The organism is Vibrio sp. 10N.222.55.C6 (assembly GCF_041473395.1).
GTDB classification, from domain to species: domain Bacteria; phylum Pseudomonadota; class Gammaproteobacteria; order Enterobacterales; family Vibrionaceae; genus Vibrio; species Vibrio crassostreae_C.
Map to the genome: position 1 here is coordinate 1 of NZ_JBFRSD010000021.1, position 20,221 is coordinate 20,221.

Here is a 20,221-nt window from a genome sequence, read left to right on the forward strand (position 1 = left end):
TTAAGTGAACGGCATTACTCCTGTTGGGAGCTTTTTTTGTTTTTTTGGGTATTACGTTGTCGAGCATGCTCACTTACATTCGTAAGCTCCGCGTGCTCTCCTAGAATTTCAAACAACTACTTTGAAAAATATTGATACTAGAGGCTCCTTAATAGGGGCCTTTTTTGTACTTGGAAGTTTTAAAATTGTTGTCGAGCATGCTCACTTACACCCGTAATCTCTGCGTGCTCTCTTAGAATTTCAAACAACTACTTTGAAAAGCAATGATACTAGAGGCTTCTTTAAAGGAGCTATTTTTTGTATCTGGTGGCTGGTGGATTTGGGATTAAGAGTAAAGAAAAGCGGGTATTAAAAAGGGTTAATGCTTTCACATTAACCCTTTGGTATTTGGTAGTGTCGATTCTACTTTTTGATGCTAAGTAGGGTGCCTGACTTACACTTGAAAGAGTAGTAGTGGCGGCTTTCACTGAACTTACCTAGGCCTTCGCCATCACAGTAGTCGATGTTGATGTCACGCATCACTTCTAATGTGTCTTCGCTGTTCAAAGCGAATTTAGAGCCATCAGAACAGACGATACGAACTCGTTCATCATGGCTTACAGAGTAAATATCGACTTCAGTATTACACAGCTCAAAAGAGGCTTCGCGAAAGTTGTCTTGCTGAGTATTTGAAGCGCAACCTGCGGTGAGTGCGGCTGCGATAACGGCTAAAAGTCCGAGTCTTTTCATTGTTAATCCTTCACTATCATCAATTTGAGTGATGAGTTTTATATGCTAGTTTAGGTAGCCTATACAACAATACGCTTTGGTTCAAGGCGCGTTCGTTGACTCTAAGATATAAAAGTATAGGTGCATACAGCTAATTTATAATGGGTTTGCTGCGTGTTTCCTTATTACGTATCACCAACAAAAAAAGACCAACACAGAGGTTGGTCTTTAAATAGGAAGATTTTTTAAACGACTATCGAAACTGTTTAGCTTCTGGAAGATACTCAAAACCAGCAGACGCGAGCTTAGCGATTAAGGCTGCTTTGTCGATTTCGTAGAAGTTGACCACTCGATCCAAGTCACCACCGAAGTCGTCACGTAACTTCATGTTGACGATACTCATCAACATCACAGAGTCCATCTTTTCAAAATTAGCGAGGTTCATGTTAGTCCTCGAAATCTGAGATCAGCAGATTGGCTGCGGCAAATGCAGCGCGATCACGTGCTTCTTTAGGAAGAGATTCATCTGCAGCAAGGTCATTCAATGTTTTTACCGCGCAGGTGATCGCTTTAGGGATATAGCCTTGGTCGCCACTGCCAATTTGAGAATACAGTTCACGCACCAAATCACAACAATCGTATACTTTCATTTTTATACCTAACCAAATGATAACTGATCTCAATATACACATAGAGATAAGCAAAAACAAAGTGGATCTGATCAAGTTCAGAGTTAGTTTGTCCTTGCTCAATATCTCACTTGGTTAGCTCGCTGCTTAGGCCGTTCTTTACGGCTTCGTTTGGTACTTGCCGATTAGCCAGAGACTTGTTGTTCAAGTTGATAGGTGACTTCATCAGCAAGATTGAGCTGTTTCGTGAGCTCTTTCAGGTACGCCTTTTCCATGAAATTCTGTTCGTCGGCCACAATCAAAGAGGCTAAGTAGATCTCACTCGCCTGTTGAGGTGACGTTGCCAGTTGAGCGATTTCGCTTGGGTCGAGTGGCTTATGCAGTTCTTCAGAGACCAATTTAGTCAGTTGATAATCAGCGCCCATATTCTCGACGGCTTGCTCTATCTTAGCCATCTCTTCTTCATCAACATGGCCATCAGCTTTAGACGCGGCAATCATCGATCGTAGAATCAGCACGCTGTGGTTTGCATCATTTTCATCAAACTGAGCCTGTTCGGCGTTAGGTGTCTGGCCTTGTTTGGACTGGTAGTCGTTGTAGACTTTATAAGCCAAAGCGCCCAGTGCTGCTGCGCCGCCAATCCCAGCCGCTTTCTTACCCATTTTCTTAGTCTTCTTAGAGCCCATTAACGCACCTAACAGTCCTCCGCCAACTGCGCCTGCACCGAAGGCTCCGAGTGTACTTTTACTGCTACTCTTGCTATTGCTGCCTTGAGAAAGGCCACTTAAACTTGAAGACCCTTGTGAAAGTTTCTGAGTACCTTGTTTTACGAGATCTGATTTAAGTGCTTGGTTCAGTAAGCTTTTGATATCCATCGATACCTCCAATGGTGAGCATGTCCAAAAAGTTGATGACACCAATATACGGATTTAAAGATGAACAGGGGATTAACTTACGTTATTTACTCTACTGATAAATAGAAGGGAGTTTGAAGCGAAATGACAGGCACAAAAAAGGCCACCTAACGGCAGCCTTTCAATGTTTATCTAGTCAGTAATCGGATTACTAAGCTAGTTGAGCCTTAAGGTGCTCGATAACCGTGTCCATTGCGATAGCTTCTTTATCACCAGTACGACGGTTTTTGTATTCGAAGTTACCTTCGTCCATGCTGCGATCGCCGATAACGATAGTGTGAGGGATACCCACAAGCTCGATATCTTTAAACATAACACCAGGGCGCTCTTTACGGTCATCGAATAAAACTTCGATACCCATAGCTGTTAATTCAGCGTATAGCTTCTCAGCTGCTTCTTTAACGCGCTCAGATTTGTGCATGTTCATTGGTACGATAGCAACTTGGAACGGCGCTAGTGCGTCTGGCCAAGTGATACCGAATTTATCGTGGTTTTGCTCGATAGCAGATGCAACAACACGTGAAACACCGATACCGTAACAACCCATTTCTAGGATTACGCTCTTACCATCAGGACCAAGCACGTTACAGTTCATTGCTTTAGAGTAAGTATTACCTAGTTGGAAGATGTGACCAACTTCGATACCACGCTTAAGCTGAATAGTACCTTGACCACATGGGCTAAGGTCGCCTTCAACAACGTTACGTAGATCTTCAACTTGAGCAAGCTCAACGTCACGACCCCAGTTGATGCCGAAGTAGTGCTTACCATCTACGTTTGCACCAGCGCCAAAGTCGCTCATTACAGCAACAGAGCGGTCAACGATGAATGGTAGCTCTAGGCCAACAGGTCCAAGTGAACCAGGACCTGCACCACCAAGTGCGCGGATTTCTTCTTCAGAAGCCATCTCTAGCGGAGAAGCAACCTGTGGAAGGTTCTCTGCTTTCACTTCGTTCAGTTCGTGGTCACCACGGATGATTAGCGCGATGATATCAGCGTCTACTTCATCAGAAGCTTTAACGAATAGAGTCTTAACTGTCTTCTCGATTGCTAGACCGTGTTGCTCTACCAATTCTGCGATAGTTTTCGCATTTGGTGTATCAACCAGTTCCATCTCTTGAGTTGGTGCTGCTGCATCTTCAGTAGGAGCAAGTGCTTCTGCTTTTTCGATGTTTGCTGCGTAATCTGACTCAGTTGAGAATGCGATTAGGTCTTCGCCGCTTTCAGCAAGAACGTGGAACTCTTGAGAGCCGCTGCCGCCGATTGCGCCAGAGTCTGCCAATACTGGACGGTATTCAAGGCCCATACGGTCGAATGCTTTACAGTAAGCATCGTGCATCGCTTGGTAAGACTTTTCTAAGCCTTCTTTGTCGATATCAAAGCTGTACGCATCCATCATAGAGAATTCACGTGCACGCATTACGCCAAAACGAGGGCGGCGCTCATCACGGAATTTAGTCTGGATTTGGTACAGATTTAGAGGTAGCTGTTTGTAAGAGCTGATCTCGTTACGTACTAGACTCGTTACCACTTCTTCAGCTGTTGGGCTAAGAACAAATGGACGAGAGTGACGGTCTGTGAAACGAAGTAGCTCAGGCCCCATCTTTTCAGAACGGCCAGTCTCTTCCCAAAGCTCAAACGGTTGAACTACGGGCATCAAGATTTCAACGGCACCTGCATTATCGATCTCTTGGCGAACGATATTTTCGACTTTACGCAGTACACGTAGACCAGTAGGTAGCCAAGTATATAAACCTGAAGCTAGCTTACGGATCATACCTGCACGTAGCATCAGCTGGTGGCTGATAACTTCTGCGTCGTTTGGAGTCTCTTTCAGAGTAGAAAGAAGGTAGTTACTGGTACGCATTCTATGGTATCCGTTTCATCATTGATAAAAGAAAACTTGCTGTCGTTCGTAACCACAGCAAATCTGATATAGCCGCATATAATATCAGCCTATTTGGGATCTCAAAAGCGTTCAATGTCAGTTACATTGATGAAAAGCGTTTCAACCACGAATTTCACGTTAAGATTGAACAAATTTACCGCATATTCCTTGTTGTCAGGCTTACCTTTCTTATAGGCAGGGCGAGGATCTTGGCCTAATACTTCTTTGATCACCTGAATGATATGGCGCGCTTGTGGATGGCTTGCGAGCTTACTTTGCGCTTGCTGCGAAAAGTTAACGTCGAGCACTTCTGGTTCATCGGCGGCAAACCCTCCCAATGCATCCGGAATCGAATCTGAATAGGGGATATAAGGCTTGATGTCGATGATCGGTGTACCGTCTACTAAGTCGACGCTGCCGAGATCCAACCAAGTCTGTCCTTTCTCTTGAGACACACCTTTTAGTTCAACCGCAGACATGCCAATTCCATTTGGTCTGAATGTGGCACGTGACGCGAAGACACCAATACGTTCATTGCCGCCAAGGCGAGGTGGCCTCACGGTTGGTCTCCAGCCTGCTTCAAGGTTCTTATCGAACAAAAACAACAACCACACATGGCTAAATTGCTCAATATCTCGAACAGACTCAAGGCAGTTTGCTGCGTCAACCAACCTGACTCTTGAGGTGGATGTTGGTACTAACCTAGGCTGTCTTGGCACAGCGAACTTCTCTTTATAAGGAGACTCAATAAAGCCAACAGGTTTAATGGTGTACATAGCAAGGTGTTCTCTGGTTTCAGTTAAGACGGAAAAATATCATAAAATCGCTTGTTTTTCTTTTGATAATAATTAACATTTGATATGTTATAACGTATCAATTTAATTATTTAGGGAAATACAATGAAACCGAATATCCATCCAGATTACCGTCCCGTGGTTTTTCATGACACCAGTGTCGATGAGTACTTCTTAATCGGCTCAACGCTAAAAACAGACCGTACTATCGAATGGGAAGTCGGCAATACTTGCCCTTACTTCACGATTGAGGTGTCGCCAAAGTCGCATCCTTTCTATACGGGCAAACAACGAGTGCTACATAAAGAGGGACGCGTTGCGAACTTCACTCGTCGTTTTGGTCAATTAGGTAAGGGAGCTAAATAATGAAAGTTGTTAAATCACTTAAAAGTGCGAAAAGCCGTCACCCTGATTGCCAGATAGTTAAGCGTAGAGGGCGTCACTATGTGATCTGTAAATCCAATCCAAGATTTAAAGCGGTTCAAAAATAACCGTCAATATGATGTGACATGTGTGTAAAAACGAGGGGAAAGTCAAACTTCATTCATTTGTCTGTTTTTCTTTTCCTTCGAGAGGAACTTAACCGGATATCGAGTGTGTATTTAACGTACGATGTATTTTATTTTCAAGTGAATCAATGGGTTATATTGTGAGTTATATTTCTAGTGAATGCGTTGTTGTAAATTATAAATCTAGTTTTTGTGTTTAATATAGATTTATTTGCTAATTAATTGTTCAAATAGAGTTAAAAGTCGTCGTTTGTTACACACTTTGTAACATTTTGAATTTCTAATTGATATTTTTGTCGCGTACCCTTCGCTGGCAATTTGAACATCTTTGTCACAATTGCACAGGAATCACTACACAAGGAGGGAACAGATGAGTTCATCTGCTTCAATAAAAAACAACGCACCAAAAAAACCTATTTTCACACGCTTTTTAGACAGCGTTGAATATTTGGGGAACCTTTTACCCCACCCAATCACTCTTTTTGCTATCTTCTGTGTCGCAATCCTAGTTTCTTCAGGTATTGCTGGTTACTTTGAAGTGTCTGTCATGGACCCTCGCCCTGAAGGTGCTAGTGGTCGTGCTGCTGATGGTATGATCCACGTTGTAAGCTTACTTAATGCTGAAGGCTTACAACTCATCGTAACGAATCTAGTTTCGAACTTTGTTGGCTTTGCGCCACTTGGTACTGTACTTGTTGCAATGCTAGGTGTTGCGATTGCTGAGCACTCAGGTCTATTATCTGCGGCAATGCGCGGCATGGTAATGGGCGCATCTCAGCGCATGGTTACTGTAACCGTGGTATTTGCCGGTATTATCTCTAACACGGCTTCAGAGCTGGGTTACGTAGTACTTATCCCTCTTGCAGCAATGCTTTTCCACTCATTGGGTCGTCACCCATTAGCAGGTCTAGCGGCAGCATTTGCTGGTGTATCTGGTGGTTATTCTGCAAATCTACTTATCGGTACGGTTGATCCACTGCTTTCTGGTATCACAGAAACAGCAGCACAAATGCTTGATCCATCTTACTCTGTTGGCCCTGAATCAAACTGGTACTTCATGTTTATTTCGACCTTCTTTATCTCGATTGCCGGCGCATTGGTAACAGAGAAGATTGTTGAACCTAAACTGGGTAAATACAATGTCGAAGACGCGTCTGAAGATCTTTCAAATGACTCAATGGGTAAGCTTACTGCTATTGAGAAGAAAGGCCTTAGATTGGCGGGTGTCGCTGTATTAATCGTGAGTGCGCTTTTAGCTTGGACTGTTGTTCCTGCTGACGGTGTTCTACGTTCAGAGGCGGGCACGATTTCAGGCTCTCCATTCCTGAAAAGTATCGTCGCGTTTATCTTTGTATTCTTTGCTATTCCTGGTTTTGTTTACGGCAAAATTACCGGTTCAATGAAGAATGACCGTGATGTGATTAATGCAATGGCAACGTCGATGTCTTCAATGGGCATGTACATCGTTCTTGTATTCTTTGCTGCACAGTTTGTTGCTTTCTTTAAGTGGACGAACTTTGGTCAAGTGGTTGCTGTAGGCGGCGCAACATTCCTTCAGGATATCGGCCTAACGGGTCCAATGTTGTTCTTCGCATTCATCCTAATGTGTGGTTTCATTAACCTGATGATCGGTTCAGCTTCTGCACAGTGGGCAGTAACAGCGCCAATCTTCGTTCCAATGCTAATGCTAGTAGGCTACGCACCTGAAACGATTCAAGCGGCTTACCGTATCGGTGATTCAACAACCAACATCATTACACCAATGATGAGCTACTTCGGTCTTATCCTTGCCGTAGCAACTCGCTACATGAAGAACCTAGGTATCGGTACACTGATCGCGACAATGTTGCCTTACTCAATGGTATTCATGTTTGGTTGGAGCATCTTGTTCTACCTATGGGTATTCGTATTCGGTCTACCAGTAGGTCCAGGCGCTGCAACGTACTACACGCCTTAGTTGTAGAGTAGGGGAAACCTTCTTCTAATTGATATTAAAAAAACCTGCATTGTTTGCAGGTTTTTTGATTTTTTATGGAGAGATAGAACTAGGTTAAGCTCGGATGAGCCAGCTAGCGTTTGGCTAGAATTCTATCTAAGTGGTTTGCGAACTCACGACGGTCGGTTTGAGAAAGGGCACTTGGTCCACCCGTTTGGATGCCACTTGAGCGCATGGTATCCATAAAGTCACGAATGTTCAGACGCGCTTTAATGGTCTCTTTGGTGTAAAGCTCACCACGAGAGCTGAGTGCTTGCCCACCTTTAGTGATCACTTCGTCAGCCAGAGGGATATCGGATGTAATCACAAGATCGCCGGGTTCAGTGCGCTTTACGATTTCATCATCAGCAATATCAAACCCGCTTGGCACTTGAATTGAGTGAATGTTATTGCGTTTAGGAACGGGAACCAGATGGTTTGCCACAAAGGTACATTCAACCCCTGTGCGCTCAGCTGCGCGTACGATTGTTTCTCGGATAACCTTTGGACAAGCGTCCGCATCAACCCATATCTTCATAGTGTTCTATTTCTCTGTTAGCTTATTTATCGGTCAACTTATTGCTCAGTTGCCTTATTGATCAGTTAGTTTAGCTTCAAGCATGGCAACGCGAGCAGTGAGTTCAAGGATTTGCTTTTCCAGTTGGCTAACACGATCAAGTGCTGGCTCTTCTTGTGTCGCGACTTCAACTTTAGGAACACGATTTGCGCTTTTCCAGCTCTTGATGGTCGTGATTAAAGCGGGCATCGGAACGGATGTGCTCATACGAGCCTTAACTAAAGCAACTGTCGGCTCTTTCCCTTGCGCTTGCAGTCCTTCAAGCACTGATTTCAACTCTTCAGAAACATCTTTTGTCAGCATGTTGATCTCCATTTTTAGTCTTTAGTCATTTTACTCGCTCTGGTGAATGATAGCGAATCATAAAACCGCCCATGGCTTGTGAGAGATCTCTTACAAAGGTTGTGAGATAACACGAATACATCGCTAGAGAGATTGATGTGCACATGGTTAAGGTGTTGAATTTTAATTGTTTTATATAATTAACAACTTTCTTGAATTCAAAATGTGATGCAAATCTATTGTCCGAAATCCTAAATCGCGTAAATTAAACCTTGTCGGAAGGATTCTGACACGGAACAGGAAAGCACCAAGGATTTGGTTATCTTCAGGATGAAGATTTGGTTACTTAGGATTGAGTGATCAAGCATGGAGCGTAAGGACATTGTAGGGATACAGTCAGTTAACAGGAAGTTAGCTGCAACGGAATGACAATGGACACCTTTAGGATTAAAGGGTTGGATTAGCATCAGGACGATGTAAAGGACACCGCTCACGGAACAAGTGATGTGCGCTAACTAGGATTGTTAGCTTTCAGGATGATTGGACACCGCTAGGACGGCGAAGTAAAGGAAAGAGCTGAAGGATTACAGCCACTATTATGGATGATGCATGGAGCATTAATTAGTAGCCGGACTGCTGCGAGTAAGACCCTAGCCCTGACACTTCGGTGTCGGGGCTTTTCTTTTCCTAAGGCTTTTTCTCTATCTAGGGGCTCTCTTTAATTCAGGAGCTTTTATCTAAGCACGCGACATCTGCTTTTCTGCTAATGGTCAACACAAGGAGTGTTTTATGACGATAGCAACCTCAAGAACGCTGTTGGTACCTTATACCGAGCAGTTAGAACATGACTTTATCAAGTTGAATTGCTGCCCCATCAATCGTGCTGAAATGAACGGGCCGCATTCTATTGCCTCTGCAAAACACCTATTTCAAGAAATACTGAACGACAACGTTGGTTTTTGCCGAGCCATTATCCACAACCAAACCCGCGAATACCTCGGGCATTTGTTTGTTTCGTCTGAAGAAGGGAAGCATGAACTGGGATTTATTCTGGACAAGGAGTTTTGGAATCAAGGCCTTGCTAGTGAAGTGCTAAAACCTTTCTTTAGTTTGGTTTGTTTTGAAGAACACCTAACGAATGTTGTCGCGACCGTTAATGTTGGTCATAACCCATCAATTAAGTTACTTGAAAAGTTAGGCTTTGCATTTAAAGAGACCAAACAAGATCAGTTTGGCCCTTATCATGAATATAGTTATACCGCGTATTGCGACGTTACATTCTATGAGGCTGTAGCTCAAACCGCATAGAACGGAAGCCCACCATGGTCAGTTTCCCTTGGTACAGGTCATCACCTAACACTGAAAACTCAAATTGATACACGGTGTGCCAGCGCCAAATGGTGGTGAGCTCATGGCGCATCTTAAGTTTATGACCACTAAAGGCAACACTTAATAGCTGTAAGTCGAGCTCTTTACATTTTCTTGCAATGGCAGCTTTCGCAAGCTCGGATTGCCTGCGCTGTTGCCAAAACAGAAAGCAAAAGAAGCACAGCATCAAAATAGCCAATAAGTTATCTATCATTTAATCCATACTTCCTTTTATCTCTCTATTCCGTTCGTGATTTGAGCTTTTTGTTATGAGCTACTGAGCTGTTCTGTCTGGTATCTATTGCGACTTAGCCGCTTGTTGTAATTCTACAAGTGCATTGGCGAGTTCTGGTGATGGGTTCGAGTTCAATAATGGTAAAAATACCATTCTCAGTGTCGGAATCATCACTAAATCTGCAAATAACTGATTGAACAAGTTTTGGTTGCCCGTTTGTGCGAGACGCAGCAAGAACTGCTCAGCAATCGCAGGATCTTGCAGTGCGTGCCAGCTGCGACCAGCCAAACCAATCAATACTTCTTGGTGGCTTAAGCGCGGGCTAGCCAGAACTTGGTTAATTACGGCGTTGGTTGTGCTTTGCTCTGCGCCAGAAAGGGCACGTACCAGTGCTGACAGTAAGAACAGATCTGGCTCTTGACTGTTAATCTCATTCTCTGCCATTTCTTGTAAGCGTTGAGCGAGCTTGTCATTGATTTGCGTATGCTCAAGCGCCCCGAGAGTCGCGTATAGAGGTTCTGAAGGCAGCTTATTCAATGCTTTGCGAATCGCGACACCATTTTGTTGGCTGCCTAAACGAGCACACATATCAGTGATGCCTTGTAGGCCAACGGTTTTCCAGTTGTCCCAGCCTAGATCGCCTGTGAAGTAGTGTTGAGCGTGTTCGTAGTATTGGCTCGTTGCAAGGTCTAAACCTGCTCTTACTTGGCTATGGAACACGGCCATTTTGTCTTCTGAAGGCTTGAAGGTATATGGGTTGTTTGACAGCTTTTGTTGTTGCTCTTCGCTGATCTCACCGTTCAAACGTGTGCCCATCGCTTCGATAACAAACTTAAGGAAATTGCCGACATCACCTTGATGTAATAGGCCTCTTTCGTCCAGTTTGAATTTTAGGAACCAGATCCAAGGTTGCTTGTGTTCGTTCCAGTAACTAATCGCTAAGTGAGCTTGTTTCTGAAGTGGAAATGGGTACGGCTGTTTCCCTTGCTCAACATCAGAGAATAAGGTGTTGTCGATCTTCTGAATACGGCGACCTAGGTCGTAGATATCGTACTGGCAACCGCTATTCTTTAGTAACTGAGTGAGCGTGTGAATCGTTTCCATAGTAATAAAGCTCCTAACTTTCTTTCCTAAATAGATGGTACTCTATGCCCCAATTTCAAGGTCACTAGATAAATAACTTGGTGAAAAATGACAGCAGCCACAAAGTTACCTCTTTTACTTCAACAACTAGAAGAACAAATGCGCCAATGTTCGCTATGGAGCACGCTTCCGCCTTCGGATGAAGCTCTGGCGAGCGTTGAACCTTTCGGGATTGATTCGTTACAACCGGAAGAGTGGTTGCAGTGGATCTTTATCGTTAAGATCAACGCAATGATGGATGCCCAAATGAGCCTACCGAAAGGCTTTGCTATCCATCCTTATTTTGGTGAAGTGTGGAAAAATGAGGCAGACAAAGTCGAACTGCTAGTGACAATTCAGAGCATTGATGAGGTATGTGCGTAATGTTAGAGATCATTTATCAAGATGAGTACTTTGTCGCGGTGAATAAGCCCGCTGGCATGCTAGTGCATCGTTCATGGTTGGATAAACACGAAACGCAATTTGTTATGCAGACATTGCGCGATCAAATTGGTCAGCATGTATTTCCATTACACCGCTTAGACAGACCGACATCGGGTGTGTTGGTGTTTGCGTTGTCGAGTGAGGTTGCTTCACAGGTGATGCCAATGTTCGCTAATCATGAGATGCAAAAAACCTATCATGCGATTGTCCGTGGTTGGATAGAAGAGGGCGATACGCTCGATTATGCACTTAAGGTTGAGCTGGATAAGATCGCAGATAAGTTCGCGAAAGAAGACAAAGAAGCGCAAGAGGCAGTGACAGTCTATGAACCGCTAGTAAAAGTAGAAGTGCCATATTCAACAGGACGCTTTCCTACGAGCCGCTACTGCTTGGTTGAGATGATGCCAAAGACAGGTCGCAAACATCAGCTGCGTCGTCACATGGCTCATCTAAGACATCCGATTGTCGGTGATACTTCACATGGTGATGGTAAGCACAATCGACTGTTCCGTGATGATTTAGATTCGCATCGTTTGTTGTTGCACGCTTCTGAGCTTCGCTTTATCCATCCTTTCACAAAAGAAGAGTTGGTGATGAAGGCCAGCCTAGATGAAACGTGGCTAAGGTTGTTTGAAACCTTTGAGTGGGATACCAGCTTGGTGAATGCTGAAGTACGGTCGTCTAAGTAAAGACCAGGCGTCTAGTAAACATAGAAAATAGAATAAAAATAAAGGGCTGATAGTGATATCAGCCCTTTTTGTGTCTATGCAATCTTAGCGGTAAAACTAATGTTAGTTAGTCGCTCATCGCGGGATCATTTCAGTTTTTCTAGATCGGCTTCGATCTCTGAGATCTTACTTGATACAACCTTCTCTAAGTGGCGTAAGTCGGTAAGGATCTTCTGCTTCACATCGACCTCAGCGGTTGGCGTCGGTTTGGTGATCTTATTGAGCTCATCAATCACAAGAGTGAGGTTGCGGTTAATCTCAGTCACTTCTTTGTATTGATTATTGCCACCGCTAACAAGCACACTTTTTACTTGTCGTGGGTACTTAAACTTAACGCTTTTCGCGAACAGTTCACCTTTCTGCTTACGAAAGTAAATCTTCAGGATATCTTTATGAGCTTCTTGGCGAAGGGAGTAACGTTCAATCTGTTTAGGTTCGTGGATACCTAAGCCAGTGAGGTTTGGATACATAAGCGACCTCTAGGTTATGAATGTAATACTTTTATGTAATTGACTTGATCAATGTAGCAGCCTAACGACGAGCTAGATAGTTGATATCTGTGAATTGATTGTAAGTTGTGGGCAAGATCGCTCTCTATCTTTGCCCACACTTATTTGGCTATTAAAGCTATTCCTAGAGCTAAACTTGTTTCCTAGTAATAACTTACTTCTAGCACTAAATTAGCTTTCTAAGGTGCGAGTTCTGAAACATGCTCAGTTAATCGTTCTCTTAGCGCTTGTTCCTGTTCTTCAGACAGTCTTCCTCCCGCGTCACTGGTCAGAATAAACAAATCTTCAGCTCTCTCACCTATGGTGGTGATTTTCGCACCGTGCAAGTTAATGTCTAATTCTGCAAAGGTTGCACCGACTTGAGCCAACAACCCTGGTGTATCAAGAGCTCTTAACTCCATCAAGGTGCGTTTCTTACTCTTGGTTGGTAGGAACTCAACTAAGGTTTTCACCTTGAAATGCTGCAAGTTACGTGGCGTGCGACGCGTCTTAATCTTAGTCGGGCGGCCATCAGTCAATACATGAGTCAGATGTTTAGCAACGGCTTTGTGTCTTGCTTCATCAATCGCTTCGCCGTGCTGGTCTAGTACGATAAAGGTATCCAAAACATGACCATCTTTGCTAACCATGACCTGCGCGTCATGAACGTTAAAGTTACGTCTGTCGAGTTCGGCAACCACGGTCGCAAACAGTGCTGCTTGGTCTTTACAATAAACGAACACTTCTGTGCCACCGCGCGTCGCTTTCTTACTGATCAGCACTAACGGTTGGCTTGGGTCTTCTAGGCGAAGTAAGTGCTCACAGTGCCAAGCGATTTGTTTATGTGTGTGACGCAAGAAATAATCGGCCTTAAAGCGTTGCCACAACACTTCAATCTCACGAGCGGTGAAGCCTTCTTTACGCAGCAGTGCTGATGCCATTTGTTGGTTGTGACGAATACGGTCTCTGACATCGACAGGGTTTTCCAAGCCGCGGCGCAGTGCTCGCTGCGTTGAGTGGAACAGCTCAGCTAACAGGGTTCGTTTCCAACTGTTCCATAGCTCAGGGTTAGTCGCACAGATATCGGCAACGGTTAAACAAACCAGTAGCTCGAGTGATTCTTCATCACGCACTTTTTTGGCGAATTCGGTGATCACATCTGGGTCGTAGATATCACGACGTTGAGCCGTTACTGACATCAATAGGTGATTTTGTACCAACCACGCGACTTGTTTGGCTTCAGGCTTCGATAGCCCGTGTTCAATACAGAAAGAGTAAGCCTCAACCGCACCTATCTCAGAGTGGTCTCCGCCGCGGCCTTTGCCGATGTCATGGAAGATAGCGGCAAGGATCAGCAACTCTTTCTTCTGTACTCGAGGATAGACTTCACAGCAGATAGGGTGCTTATCGTGGTTTTCGATTTGACCAAAGCGGTTGATGTGCTTGAGCAGGCGGATACTGTGCTCATCCACGGTGTAAACATGGAATAGGTCAAACTGCATCTGACCAACGATCTGGCTCCACTGCGGTAAGTACGCAGAGAGCACGCCCAATTTGTGCATTAAGCTAAAGGCTTTGTGCAGGGCATTAGGGTGGCGAACTAGATCCATGAACTTGTCACGAGCTTCAGGAATGGTATGCAGGAATCGGTTCAATCGACGGCGTGCCGTACGCAGTTGTCGCAGTGTTGGTGGACTTACCCCTTCGATAGTCGAGTCATTGGCAATATGGATAAACATATCGAGAATCGTTTCTGGTCTTGCTTGGAATAGGGCAGGCTTGCGCGCTTCGATCAACGAACCTCGACGTTGGAAATCACTATCGAGAATTTCAGCGTCTTGGGTTTGACCGCCATTGATGATCGCTTGATCGAACAGCTTAAGCAGCATCTTATTCAGTTCAGCAACACGACGAAGGGTTCGGTAGAACTCTTTCATCATCATCTCAACACCACGGTTTCCTTCACCCGTATAACCCAGATGTTCAGCGACTTGAGCTTGATGCGCGAACGTTAAACGGTTGTCGTAACGGCGCAGTTCAATATGCAATGCAAAGCGAACACGCCATAAAAAATCTTGGCACTCAACGAGCTCACGATATTCAGCATCGGTCAGAAAGCCGTATTTGCTCATCTCTAACAAAGAGGTCGCGCCGAAGTGGCGACGCGCAACCCAGCTCAGGGTATGGATGTCTCTGAGCCCTCCCGGAGTCGATTTGATGTCCGGTTCTAAATTATAGGTGGTGTCGTGGTAGCGAGCATGACGCTCTCTCTGTTCTTGAATCTTGGCTTTGTAAAACGTCTCACTTGGCCAAAATGAATCGGAATGAATCTTCAGTTTTAGTTCTTGGAAAGTGTCTTCACTACCACATAACAATCGCGACTCTTGTAGGTTGGTCGCGACGGTTAAATCATCGGTGCCGATATCGAGACACTCAGTAATAGTTCGCACAGCATGGCCAACTTCGAGCTTTAAATCCCAAAGTAGAGTAATGAATTGACTGACCTTTTCACCAAGAGCTGGTGGTAGTGTTTTTTGCGAGACAATGAGAATATCAATGTCAGACAAAGGATGCAGTTCGCCACGACCATAACCACCCACTGCGACAAGTGAAATATGAGGCAGTTTGTTGAATCCGAAATTTTCCCACAAACGATTGAGAAGTAAATCCATGTATTCGGAGCGCAGTAGAACCAAATCGGTGACGGGATGGTGGTTCAGAAATTCATTTTTTTGATACTGCGTGAAGATCTCGAGCTGATTTTTTAATTCGCAGATTTCAATTTGTTCGTCATTGAACGTAAGAGGGCATTGATAAGGCATAGTCTGCTATCCGTGCAAGCAAATGAGAATAGTAAACAATTTAACAGAAGCTGATGGAAAATCGAAATTGAGTGGATAAAAAATATCCTCGACAATGCGAGGATATTTTTAAAAGGCTGATGCGCTCAGTTCGGTGAACTAAGCGTTCTTCATGATACGTGGGATTGTATCATCGCTGCGCAGTGTTAGTACTTCACAACCAGTATCAGTTACAACCAGAGTGTGCTCCCATTGAGCCGAGTTCTTGCTGTCTGCTGTGTATACTGTCCAGCTATCTTCGTCATCAAGACGACAGCCAAACTTACCCGCGTTGATCATTGGCTCGATAGTGAAGCACATGCCTGCTTTTAGCACGGTGCGATCGCTGTTCTTGTAGTGAACTACTTGTGGATCTTCGTGGAATTCAGAACCAATGCCGTGACCACAGTAATCTTTAACAATAGAGAACTTAGCGCGTGGGTTGTTCTTGTTGTTTGTTTTGATGTACTTCTCGATAGCAGTACCGATTTGACCAAGTTGAACACCTGGCTTAACTTGGCGCATGCCTTCGTAAAGTGCTTCTTGAGCAACCATACATAGACGCTTGTTTGCCGGTGAAACCTCACCAACAAGGAACATCTTAGAGGTGTCACCGTGGTAACCTTGTGGACGAACGCTTAGGTCTGCATTTTCATCATCAGGAACAATCACAGTTATATCAACGTTTAGAATATCGCCATCTTTCAATACTGCAGGTTTGAATTGACCTGTGCTACCTGTCTCATCTTGTGATGCTGGAATGCCGTGACACACGATGTGGTTGATAGACGTACAGATTGACTTAGGGAAACCGTGGTAATCAAGTGGTGCTGAGTATGCGCCTCTTTCTAGAGCGTACTCGTGACAGATTTTGTTCAGTTCTTCTGTCGTTGTACCTACTTGGATGTGAGGTTCAATCATCTCTAGAATTTCAGCGGCCAGTTTGCCGGCAACGCGCATTTTTTCGATTTCTTCAGCAGTTTTAATTTTTACAGCCATTGCATATCTCTTAATTTGGTAGCACCTAAGTGTGCATATTGGGGCTATTCTATCAGTGCAGCATTTTAGCGCAACATTACCATGTCCGTACAATATTGGTGGATACTGCTCAATCTGAGTGGATAATGTTCGGTTTAATGGTGCAGCGTGATTTGAATAGGACACTATTTTACAGAGGAAATTCGCCGCCACGGTTCAGTATAGCAGTCGCCATTTTTAGAATTTTTTCTAGCCATAGATAGACAAAATATGGTATAAAGCGCGCCGGACATCAGGACTGTTTTCTCCACTTGGCGAAACAAGCTTTGTGTCCACTAACTTATTTCTTTAAATCACACACATTCCGACACATGTTCCGGGGTGCCTCAACAACATAGATAACGGCTGAAAAGTGGTTAGTTGTTAGGGGTCGGATTCATGGGGGATGTGGAGGCCTAACCCCATAGAGGATTTTAAAATGGCAACTGTATCAATGCGCGATATGCTTAAAGCTGGTGTTCACTTCGGTCACCAAACTCGTTACTGGAACCCAAAAATGAAGCCATTCATCTTTGGTGCTCGTAACAAAGTACATATCATCAACCTAGAAAAAACTGTACCAATGTTCAACGACGCTCTAGCTGAAATTGCTAAAGTTGGCGAGAAGAAAGGTAAAGTTCTTTTTGTTGGTACTAAGCGCGCTGCATCTGAAGCTGTTAAAGAAGCTGCTATCAACAGCAACCAGTTCTACGTTAACAACCGCTGGTTAGGCGGTATGCTAACGAACTACAAAACTGTTCGTCAGTCTATCAAGCGTCTGAAAGAACTTGAAGCGCAAGCTCAAGACGGTACTTTCGACAAGCTTACTAAGAAAGAAGCTCTAATGCGTACTCGTGAAATGGAGAAGCTAGAGAAATCTCTTGGTGGTATTAAGAACATGGGCGGCCTTCCAGACGCTCTATTCGTAATCGATGCTGATCACGAACACATCGCAGTTAAAGAAGCAAACAACCTAGGTATCCCAGTTTACGCTGTAGTTGATACTAACTCTAACCCAGACGGCGTTGACTTCGTTATCCCAGGTAACGATGATGCAATCCGTGCAGTACAGCTTTACCTAAACGCTGCTGCAGACGCGGTTAAAGAAGGTCGTAACAAAGATGTTGCTGCTGTAGCTGCTGAAAAAGACGGTTTTGTAGAAGCTGAATAATAGCGGCTCTGAGCCATATTTAGTTCATATTAAGCGGTCATAATCGGTGGCTTAACGGACTGAATACAGTCAATATCAGGGGCCAATTAATTAGGCCCCTGTTTTTTATCTTTTTTAGAATTTACTGAGGAATAGAGAATGGCAACTGTAACTGCAGCTCTAGTTAAAGAACTTCGTGAACGCACAGCTGCGGGCATGATGGAATGTAAAAAAGCACTTGTTGCTGCTGAAGGCGACATCGAGCTAGCAATTGAAAACATGCGTAAATCTGGCGCAGCGAAAGCAGCTAAAAAAGCTGGTAACGTTGCTGCTGAAGGCGCAATCATCATCAAAGAAGCAAACGGCGCAGCTGCTCTTCTTGAAGTTAACTGCCAAACTGATTTCGTAGCTAAAGATGCAGGTTTCCTTGCATTCGCTAACGAAGTTGCTGAAGTTGCTCTAGCAGAACGTCTAGAAATCGCTGCTCTTCAAGCTAAATTTGAAGAAGCGCGTATTGCACTAGTAACTAAGATCGGTGAAAACATCAACATCCGTCGCGTACAATTCGTTGAAGGTGTTGCACTAGCTTCTTACCGTCACGGCGAGAAAATCGGTGTTGTTGTTGCTGGTGAAGGCGAAGCTGAAACGCTTAAGCACGTTGCAATGCACGTTGCTGCATCACGTCCTGAGTTCCTAAACCCAGAAGACGTACCTGCAGACGTAGTTGAGAAAGAAAAAGCAGTTCAAGTTGAAATCGCTATGAACGAAGGCAAACCAGCTGAAATCGCAGAGAAAATGGTTGTTGGCCGTATGAAGAAATTCACGGGCGAAATCTCTCTAACTGGTCAAGCTTTCATCATGGAGCCTAAGCAAACTGTTGGCGCTATCCTGAAAGAGAAAGGCGCTTCAGTATCTGACTTCGTACGTCTAGAAGTTGGTGAAGGCATCGAGAAAGCGGCTGAAATGAGCTTCGCTGACGAAGTTGCTGCGGTACAAAAAGGTTAATCCTTAGCGTATTGTTTGAAAAAGACCGTGGCAAATGCTGCGGTCTTTTTATGAATAATGAATTATTTCCGACTTTTAGCTGTTATGAATGCAAACTGAGCTCTTCAGTTTTTATCCATGACTGTTAATCATCAACTCTTTGGAAGGTAAACTCCATGACTACGAACCCTAAACCAGTGTATCAACGTATTCTGTTAAAACTTAGCGGTGAAGCGCTACAAGGCGAAGAAGGTTTTGGTATTGACCCAACGATCCTTGATCGTATGGCTCAAGAAGTAAAAGAATTGGTTGAACTAGGCGTTCAAGTTGGTGTTGTTATCGGTGGCGGTAACTTGTTCCGTGGTGCTGGTCTTGCTGAAGCTGGCATGAACCGCGTTGTTGGTGACCACATGGGTATGCTTGCAACGGTAATGAACGGCCTTGCAATGCGTGACGCTCTTCACCGTGCTTACGTAAACGCACGTGTAATGTCTGCAATCCCTCTTAAAGGTGTGTGTGACGACTACAACTGGGCAGATGCAATCAGCCAACTACGTCAAGGTCGCGTTGTGATCTTCTCTGCTGGTACGGGTAACCCATTCTTCACTACGGATTCTGCTGCATGTCTACGTGGTATCGAAATCGAAGCTGACGTAGTTCTAAAAGCGACAAAAGTAGATGGTGTATTTACTTCTGACCCTGTAGCAAACCCAGACGCAGAGTTGTATGATACGTTGTCTTACAACACGGTTCTTGATAAAGAACTTAAAGTAATGGACTTGGCTGCATTTACGCTAGCACGTGATCACAAAATGCCAATCCGTGTATTTAACATGAATAAACCAGGCGCACTACGTCGCGTGGTTATGGGTGAAACTGAAGGTACATTAATCAGCGACGCTGACTAATTTTTCGGGCTTACTGAGGTGTTGTACCTTGGTAAGCTTATCCTTATCACTCCAAATAAAAAGCTTTCTTGAAGAAAGAACATAATCAAGGTGAAATTGTGATTAACGAAATCAAAAAAGACGCTCAAGAGCGCATGGTAAAAAGTGTTGATGCACTAAAAAACAGCCTGCAAAAGATTCGTACAGGCCGTGCGCACCCGAGCCTACTTTCTGGTCTTACTGTTGAGTACTACGGTGCTCCAACGCCTTTGACTCAAGTAGCTAACGTTATCGCTGAAGATGCACGTACACTAGCTATTACAGTGTTTGATAAAACACTGACTCCTCTAGTTGAAAAAGCAATCCTGACATCTGACCTAGGCCTAAACCCTATGTCTGCGGGTACAGTTATCCGTGTTCCACTTCCACCGCTAACGGAAGAGCGTCGTAAAGACCTAGTTAAAATCGTTCGTGGCGAAGCTGAAGGTGGCCGTGTTGCTATCCGTAACATCCGTCGTGACGCGAATGGCGATCTAAAAGCACTTCTTAAAGATAAAGAAATCTCTGAAGATGAAGATCGTAAAGCACAAGACGAAATTCAAAAGCTAACTGACGCTGCGGTTAAGAACGTAGACGAAGTTCTAGCTGTTAAAGAAAAAGAGTTGATGGAAGTTTAATTTTC

Annotated in this window: 23 protein-coding genes; 10 read left to right on the top strand and 13 right to left on the bottom strand. The window is 44.2% G+C overall.

Going from position 1 to position 20,221, the window contains the following annotated elements:
- Positions 1-402 precede the first annotated feature (402 nt).
- From AB4486_RS14440 to tsaA, 6 genes are all read right to left on the bottom strand, one after another.
- Positions 403-729, bottom strand: a complete 327-nt coding sequence (locus tag AB4486_RS14440; protein WP_017072003.1) for a hypothetical protein — start codon at positions 727-729, stop codon at positions 403-405.
- A gap of 232 nt (positions 730-961) precedes the next feature.
- On the bottom strand, positions 962-1,153 hold the full coding sequence (locus AB4486_RS14445) for a DUF4250 domain-containing protein (RefSeq protein ID WP_102467014.1): 192 nt from the start codon (positions 1,151-1,153) through the stop codon (positions 962-964).
- 1 nt (position 1,154) lies between these two features.
- Complete coding sequence (locus AB4486_RS14450; RefSeq protein WP_009847436.1) at positions 1,155-1,358, bottom strand: YaeP family protein; 204 nt, start codon at positions 1,356-1,358, stop codon at positions 1,155-1,157.
- A 164-nt stretch (positions 1,359-1,522) separates the two neighbouring features.
- Positions 1,523-2,212, bottom strand: a complete 690-nt coding sequence (locus AB4486_RS14455; RefSeq protein ID WP_372117502.1) for a tellurite resistance TerB family protein — start codon at positions 2,210-2,212, stop codon at positions 1,523-1,525.
- 190 nt (positions 2,213-2,402) lie between these two features.
- On the bottom strand, positions 2,403-4,118 hold the full coding sequence (locus AB4486_RS14460; protein ID WP_372117504.1) for a proline--tRNA ligase: 1,716 nt from the start codon (positions 4,116-4,118) through the stop codon (positions 2,403-2,405).
- A gap of 101 nt (positions 4,119-4,219) precedes the next feature.
- A complete protein-coding gene (gene tsaA / locus AB4486_RS14465) occupies positions 4,220-4,915 on the bottom strand; it encodes a tRNA (N6-threonylcarbamoyladenosine(37)-N6)-methyltransferase TrmO (protein ID WP_372117507.1) in 696 nt (231 codons plus the stop codon).
- Between the two features lie 123 nt (positions 4,916-5,038).
- On the opposite strand from tsaA, the gene AB4486_RS14470 reads away from it, so the two are divergent.
- The 3 genes from AB4486_RS14470 to AB4486_RS14480 all read left to right on the top strand — a co-directional run bounded on the left by AB4486_RS14470 (position 5,039) and on the right by AB4486_RS14480 (position 7,399).
- On the top strand, positions 5,039-5,299 hold the full coding sequence (locus AB4486_RS14470; RefSeq protein WP_136982694.1) for a type B 50S ribosomal protein L31: 261 nt from the start codon (positions 5,039-5,041) through the stop codon (positions 5,297-5,299).
- Positions 5,299-5,424 (top strand): type B 50S ribosomal protein L36, encoded by a 126-nt coding sequence (gene ykgO / locus AB4486_RS14475; RefSeq protein WP_010436457.1) that lies wholly within the window; start codon positions 5,299-5,301, stop codon positions 5,422-5,424. The genes AB4486_RS14470 and ykgO overlap by 1 nt, the downstream gene beginning before the upstream one ends.
- Positions 5,425-5,812: 388 nt before the next feature.
- Positions 5,813-7,399, top strand: coding sequence for an AbgT family transporter (locus tag AB4486_RS14480; protein WP_010436458.1), 1,587 nt, complete (start codon positions 5,813-5,815; stop codon positions 7,397-7,399).
- Between the two features lie 112 nt (positions 7,400-7,511).
- Here the strand turns inward: AB4486_RS14480 and AB4486_RS14485 are convergent, their stop codons facing one another.
- Both AB4486_RS14485 and AB4486_RS14490 read right to left on the bottom strand, forming a co-directional pair.
- Positions 7,512-7,955: a YaiI/YqxD family protein gene (locus AB4486_RS14485; protein ID WP_017063355.1), complete on the bottom strand. Its 444-nt coding sequence runs from the start codon at positions 7,953-7,955 to the stop codon at positions 7,512-7,514.
- Positions 7,956-8,009: 54 nt separating this feature from the next.
- Positions 8,010-8,297: a hypothetical protein gene (locus AB4486_RS14490; RefSeq protein WP_017069390.1), complete on the bottom strand. Its 288-nt coding sequence runs from the start codon at positions 8,295-8,297 to the stop codon at positions 8,010-8,012.
- A 768-nt stretch (positions 8,298-9,065) separates the two neighbouring features.
- Here AB4486_RS14490 and AB4486_RS14495 point away from each other — a divergent pair.
- Positions 9,066-9,584 (top strand): GNAT family N-acetyltransferase, encoded by a 519-nt coding sequence (locus tag AB4486_RS14495; protein WP_017060749.1) that lies wholly within the window; start codon positions 9,066-9,068, stop codon positions 9,582-9,584.
- Here AB4486_RS14495 and AB4486_RS14500 read toward each other — a convergent pair.
- Both AB4486_RS14500 and AB4486_RS14505 read right to left on the bottom strand, forming a co-directional pair.
- A complete protein-coding gene (locus AB4486_RS14500) occupies positions 9,550-9,858 on the bottom strand; it encodes a DUF3301 domain-containing protein (protein WP_372117509.1) in 309 nt (102 codons plus the stop codon). The genes AB4486_RS14495 and AB4486_RS14500 overlap by 35 nt on opposite strands.
- A gap of 84 nt (positions 9,859-9,942) precedes the next feature.
- Positions 9,943-10,983 (bottom strand): DUF3549 family protein, encoded by a 1,041-nt coding sequence (locus AB4486_RS14505; RefSeq protein ID WP_017060747.1) that lies wholly within the window; start codon positions 10,981-10,983, stop codon positions 9,943-9,945.
- A gap of 87 nt (positions 10,984-11,070) precedes the next feature.
- Between AB4486_RS14505 and AB4486_RS14510 the strand changes: the two genes are divergently transcribed.
- A complete protein-coding gene (locus tag AB4486_RS14510) occupies positions 11,071-11,385 on the top strand; it encodes a YqcC family protein (protein WP_017063358.1) in 315 nt (104 codons plus the stop codon).
- A complete protein-coding gene (truC, locus tag AB4486_RS14515; RefSeq protein ID WP_372117511.1) occupies positions 11,385-12,134 on the top strand; it encodes a tRNA pseudouridine(65) synthase TruC in 750 nt (249 codons plus the stop codon). Before AB4486_RS14510 ends, truC begins: the two co-directional genes overlap by 1 nt.
- Before the next feature lie 125 nt (positions 12,135-12,259).
- Here the strand turns inward: truC and AB4486_RS14520 are convergent, their stop codons facing one another.
- From AB4486_RS14520 to map, 3 genes are all read right to left on the bottom strand, one after another.
- Positions 12,260-12,643, bottom strand: a complete 384-nt coding sequence (locus AB4486_RS14520) for a DUF3461 family protein (RefSeq protein ID WP_102533637.1) — start codon at positions 12,641-12,643, stop codon at positions 12,260-12,262.
- Positions 12,644-12,861: 218 nt separating this feature from the next.
- Complete coding sequence (glnD, locus tag AB4486_RS14525; protein WP_372112407.1) at positions 12,862-15,483, bottom strand: bifunctional uridylyltransferase/uridylyl-removing protein GlnD; 2,622 nt, start codon at positions 15,481-15,483, stop codon at positions 12,862-12,864.
- Between the two features lie 138 nt (positions 15,484-15,621).
- Positions 15,622-16,500, bottom strand: coding sequence for a type I methionyl aminopeptidase (map, locus tag AB4486_RS14530; protein WP_065583997.1), 879 nt, complete (start codon positions 16,498-16,500; stop codon positions 15,622-15,624).
- Positions 16,501-16,957: 457 nt separating this feature from the next.
- Between map and rpsB the strand changes: the two genes are divergently transcribed.
- The 4 genes from rpsB (at position 16,958) to frr (ending at position 20,216) form a co-directional block, all read left to right on the top strand.
- Complete coding sequence (rpsB, locus tag AB4486_RS14535; RefSeq protein ID WP_009847420.1) at positions 16,958-17,689, top strand: 30S ribosomal protein S2; 732 nt, start codon at positions 16,958-16,960, stop codon at positions 17,687-17,689.
- Between the two features lie 138 nt (positions 17,690-17,827).
- Positions 17,828-18,673, top strand: a complete 846-nt coding sequence (gene tsf, locus AB4486_RS14540) for a translation elongation factor Ts (protein ID WP_010436487.1) — start codon at positions 17,828-17,830, stop codon at positions 18,671-18,673.
- Positions 18,674-18,828: 155 nt separating this feature from the next.
- Positions 18,829-19,560: a UMP kinase gene (gene pyrH / locus AB4486_RS14545; protein ID WP_017060742.1), complete on the top strand. Its 732-nt coding sequence runs from the start codon at positions 18,829-18,831 to the stop codon at positions 19,558-19,560.
- A gap of 98 nt (positions 19,561-19,658) precedes the next feature.
- Positions 19,659-20,216: a ribosome recycling factor gene (frr, locus tag AB4486_RS14550; RefSeq protein WP_017060741.1), complete on the top strand. Its 558-nt coding sequence runs from the start codon at positions 19,659-19,661 to the stop codon at positions 20,214-20,216.
- Positions 20,217-20,221 lie beyond the last annotated feature (5 nt).

Coding starts and splice junctions, on each gene's coding strand:
- AB4486_RS14440 (WP_017072003.1), bottom strand. CDS start 729: ATGAAAAGACTCGGACTTTTAGCCGTTATCGCAGCCGCACTCACCGCA.
- AB4486_RS14445 (WP_102467014.1), bottom strand. CDS start 1,153: ATGAACCTCGCTAATTTTGAAAAGATGGACTCTGTGATGTTGATGAGT.
- AB4486_RS14450 (WP_009847436.1), bottom strand. CDS start 1,358: ATGAAAGTATACGATTGTTGTGATTTGGTGCGTGAACTGTATTCTCAA.
- AB4486_RS14455 (WP_372117502.1), bottom strand. CDS start 2,212: ATGGATATCAAAAGCTTACTGAACCAAGCACTTAAATCAGATCTCGTA.
- AB4486_RS14460 (WP_372117504.1), bottom strand. CDS start 4,118: ATGCGTACCAGTAACTACCTTCTTTCTACTCTGAAAGAGACTCCAAAC.
- tsaA (WP_372117507.1), bottom strand. CDS start 4,915: ATGTACACCATTAAACCTGTTGGCTTTATTGAGTCTCCTTATAAAGAG.
- AB4486_RS14470 (WP_136982694.1), top strand. CDS start 5,039: ATGAAACCGAATATCCATCCAGATTACCGTCCCGTGGTTTTTCATGAC.
- ykgO (WP_010436457.1), top strand. CDS start 5,299: ATGAAAGTTGTTAAATCACTTAAAAGTGCGAAAAGCCGTCACCCTGAT.
- AB4486_RS14480 (WP_010436458.1), top strand. CDS start 5,813: ATGAGTTCATCTGCTTCAATAAAAAACAACGCACCAAAAAAACCTATT.
- AB4486_RS14485 (WP_017063355.1), bottom strand. CDS start 7,955: ATGAAGATATGGGTTGATGCGGACGCTTGTCCAAAGGTTATCCGAGAA.
- AB4486_RS14490 (WP_017069390.1), bottom strand. CDS start 8,297: ATGCTGACAAAAGATGTTTCTGAAGAGTTGAAATCAGTGCTTGAAGGA.
- AB4486_RS14495 (WP_017060749.1), top strand. CDS start 9,066: ATGACGATAGCAACCTCAAGAACGCTGTTGGTACCTTATACCGAGCAG.
- AB4486_RS14500 (WP_372117509.1), bottom strand. CDS start 9,858: ATGATAGATAACTTATTGGCTATTTTGATGCTGTGCTTCTTTTGCTTT.
- AB4486_RS14505 (WP_017060747.1), bottom strand. CDS start 10,983: ATGGAAACGATTCACACGCTCACTCAGTTACTAAAGAATAGCGGTTGC.
- AB4486_RS14510 (WP_017063358.1), top strand. CDS start 11,071: ATGACAGCAGCCACAAAGTTACCTCTTTTACTTCAACAACTAGAAGAA.
- truC (WP_372117511.1), top strand. CDS start 11,385: ATGTTAGAGATCATTTATCAAGATGAGTACTTTGTCGCGGTGAATAAG.
- AB4486_RS14520 (WP_102533637.1), bottom strand. CDS start 12,643: ATGTATCCAAACCTCACTGGCTTAGGTATCCACGAACCTAAACAGATT.
- glnD (WP_372112407.1), bottom strand. CDS start 15,483: ATGCCTTATCAATGCCCTCTTACGTTCAATGACGAACAAATTGAAATC.
- map (WP_065583997.1), bottom strand. CDS start 16,500: ATGGCTGTAAAAATTAAAACTGCTGAAGAAATCGAAAAAATGCGCGTT.
- rpsB (WP_009847420.1), top strand. CDS start 16,958: ATGGCAACTGTATCAATGCGCGATATGCTTAAAGCTGGTGTTCACTTC.
- tsf (WP_010436487.1), top strand. CDS start 17,828: ATGGCAACTGTAACTGCAGCTCTAGTTAAAGAACTTCGTGAACGCACA.
- pyrH (WP_017060742.1), top strand. CDS start 18,829: ATGACTACGAACCCTAAACCAGTGTATCAACGTATTCTGTTAAAACTT.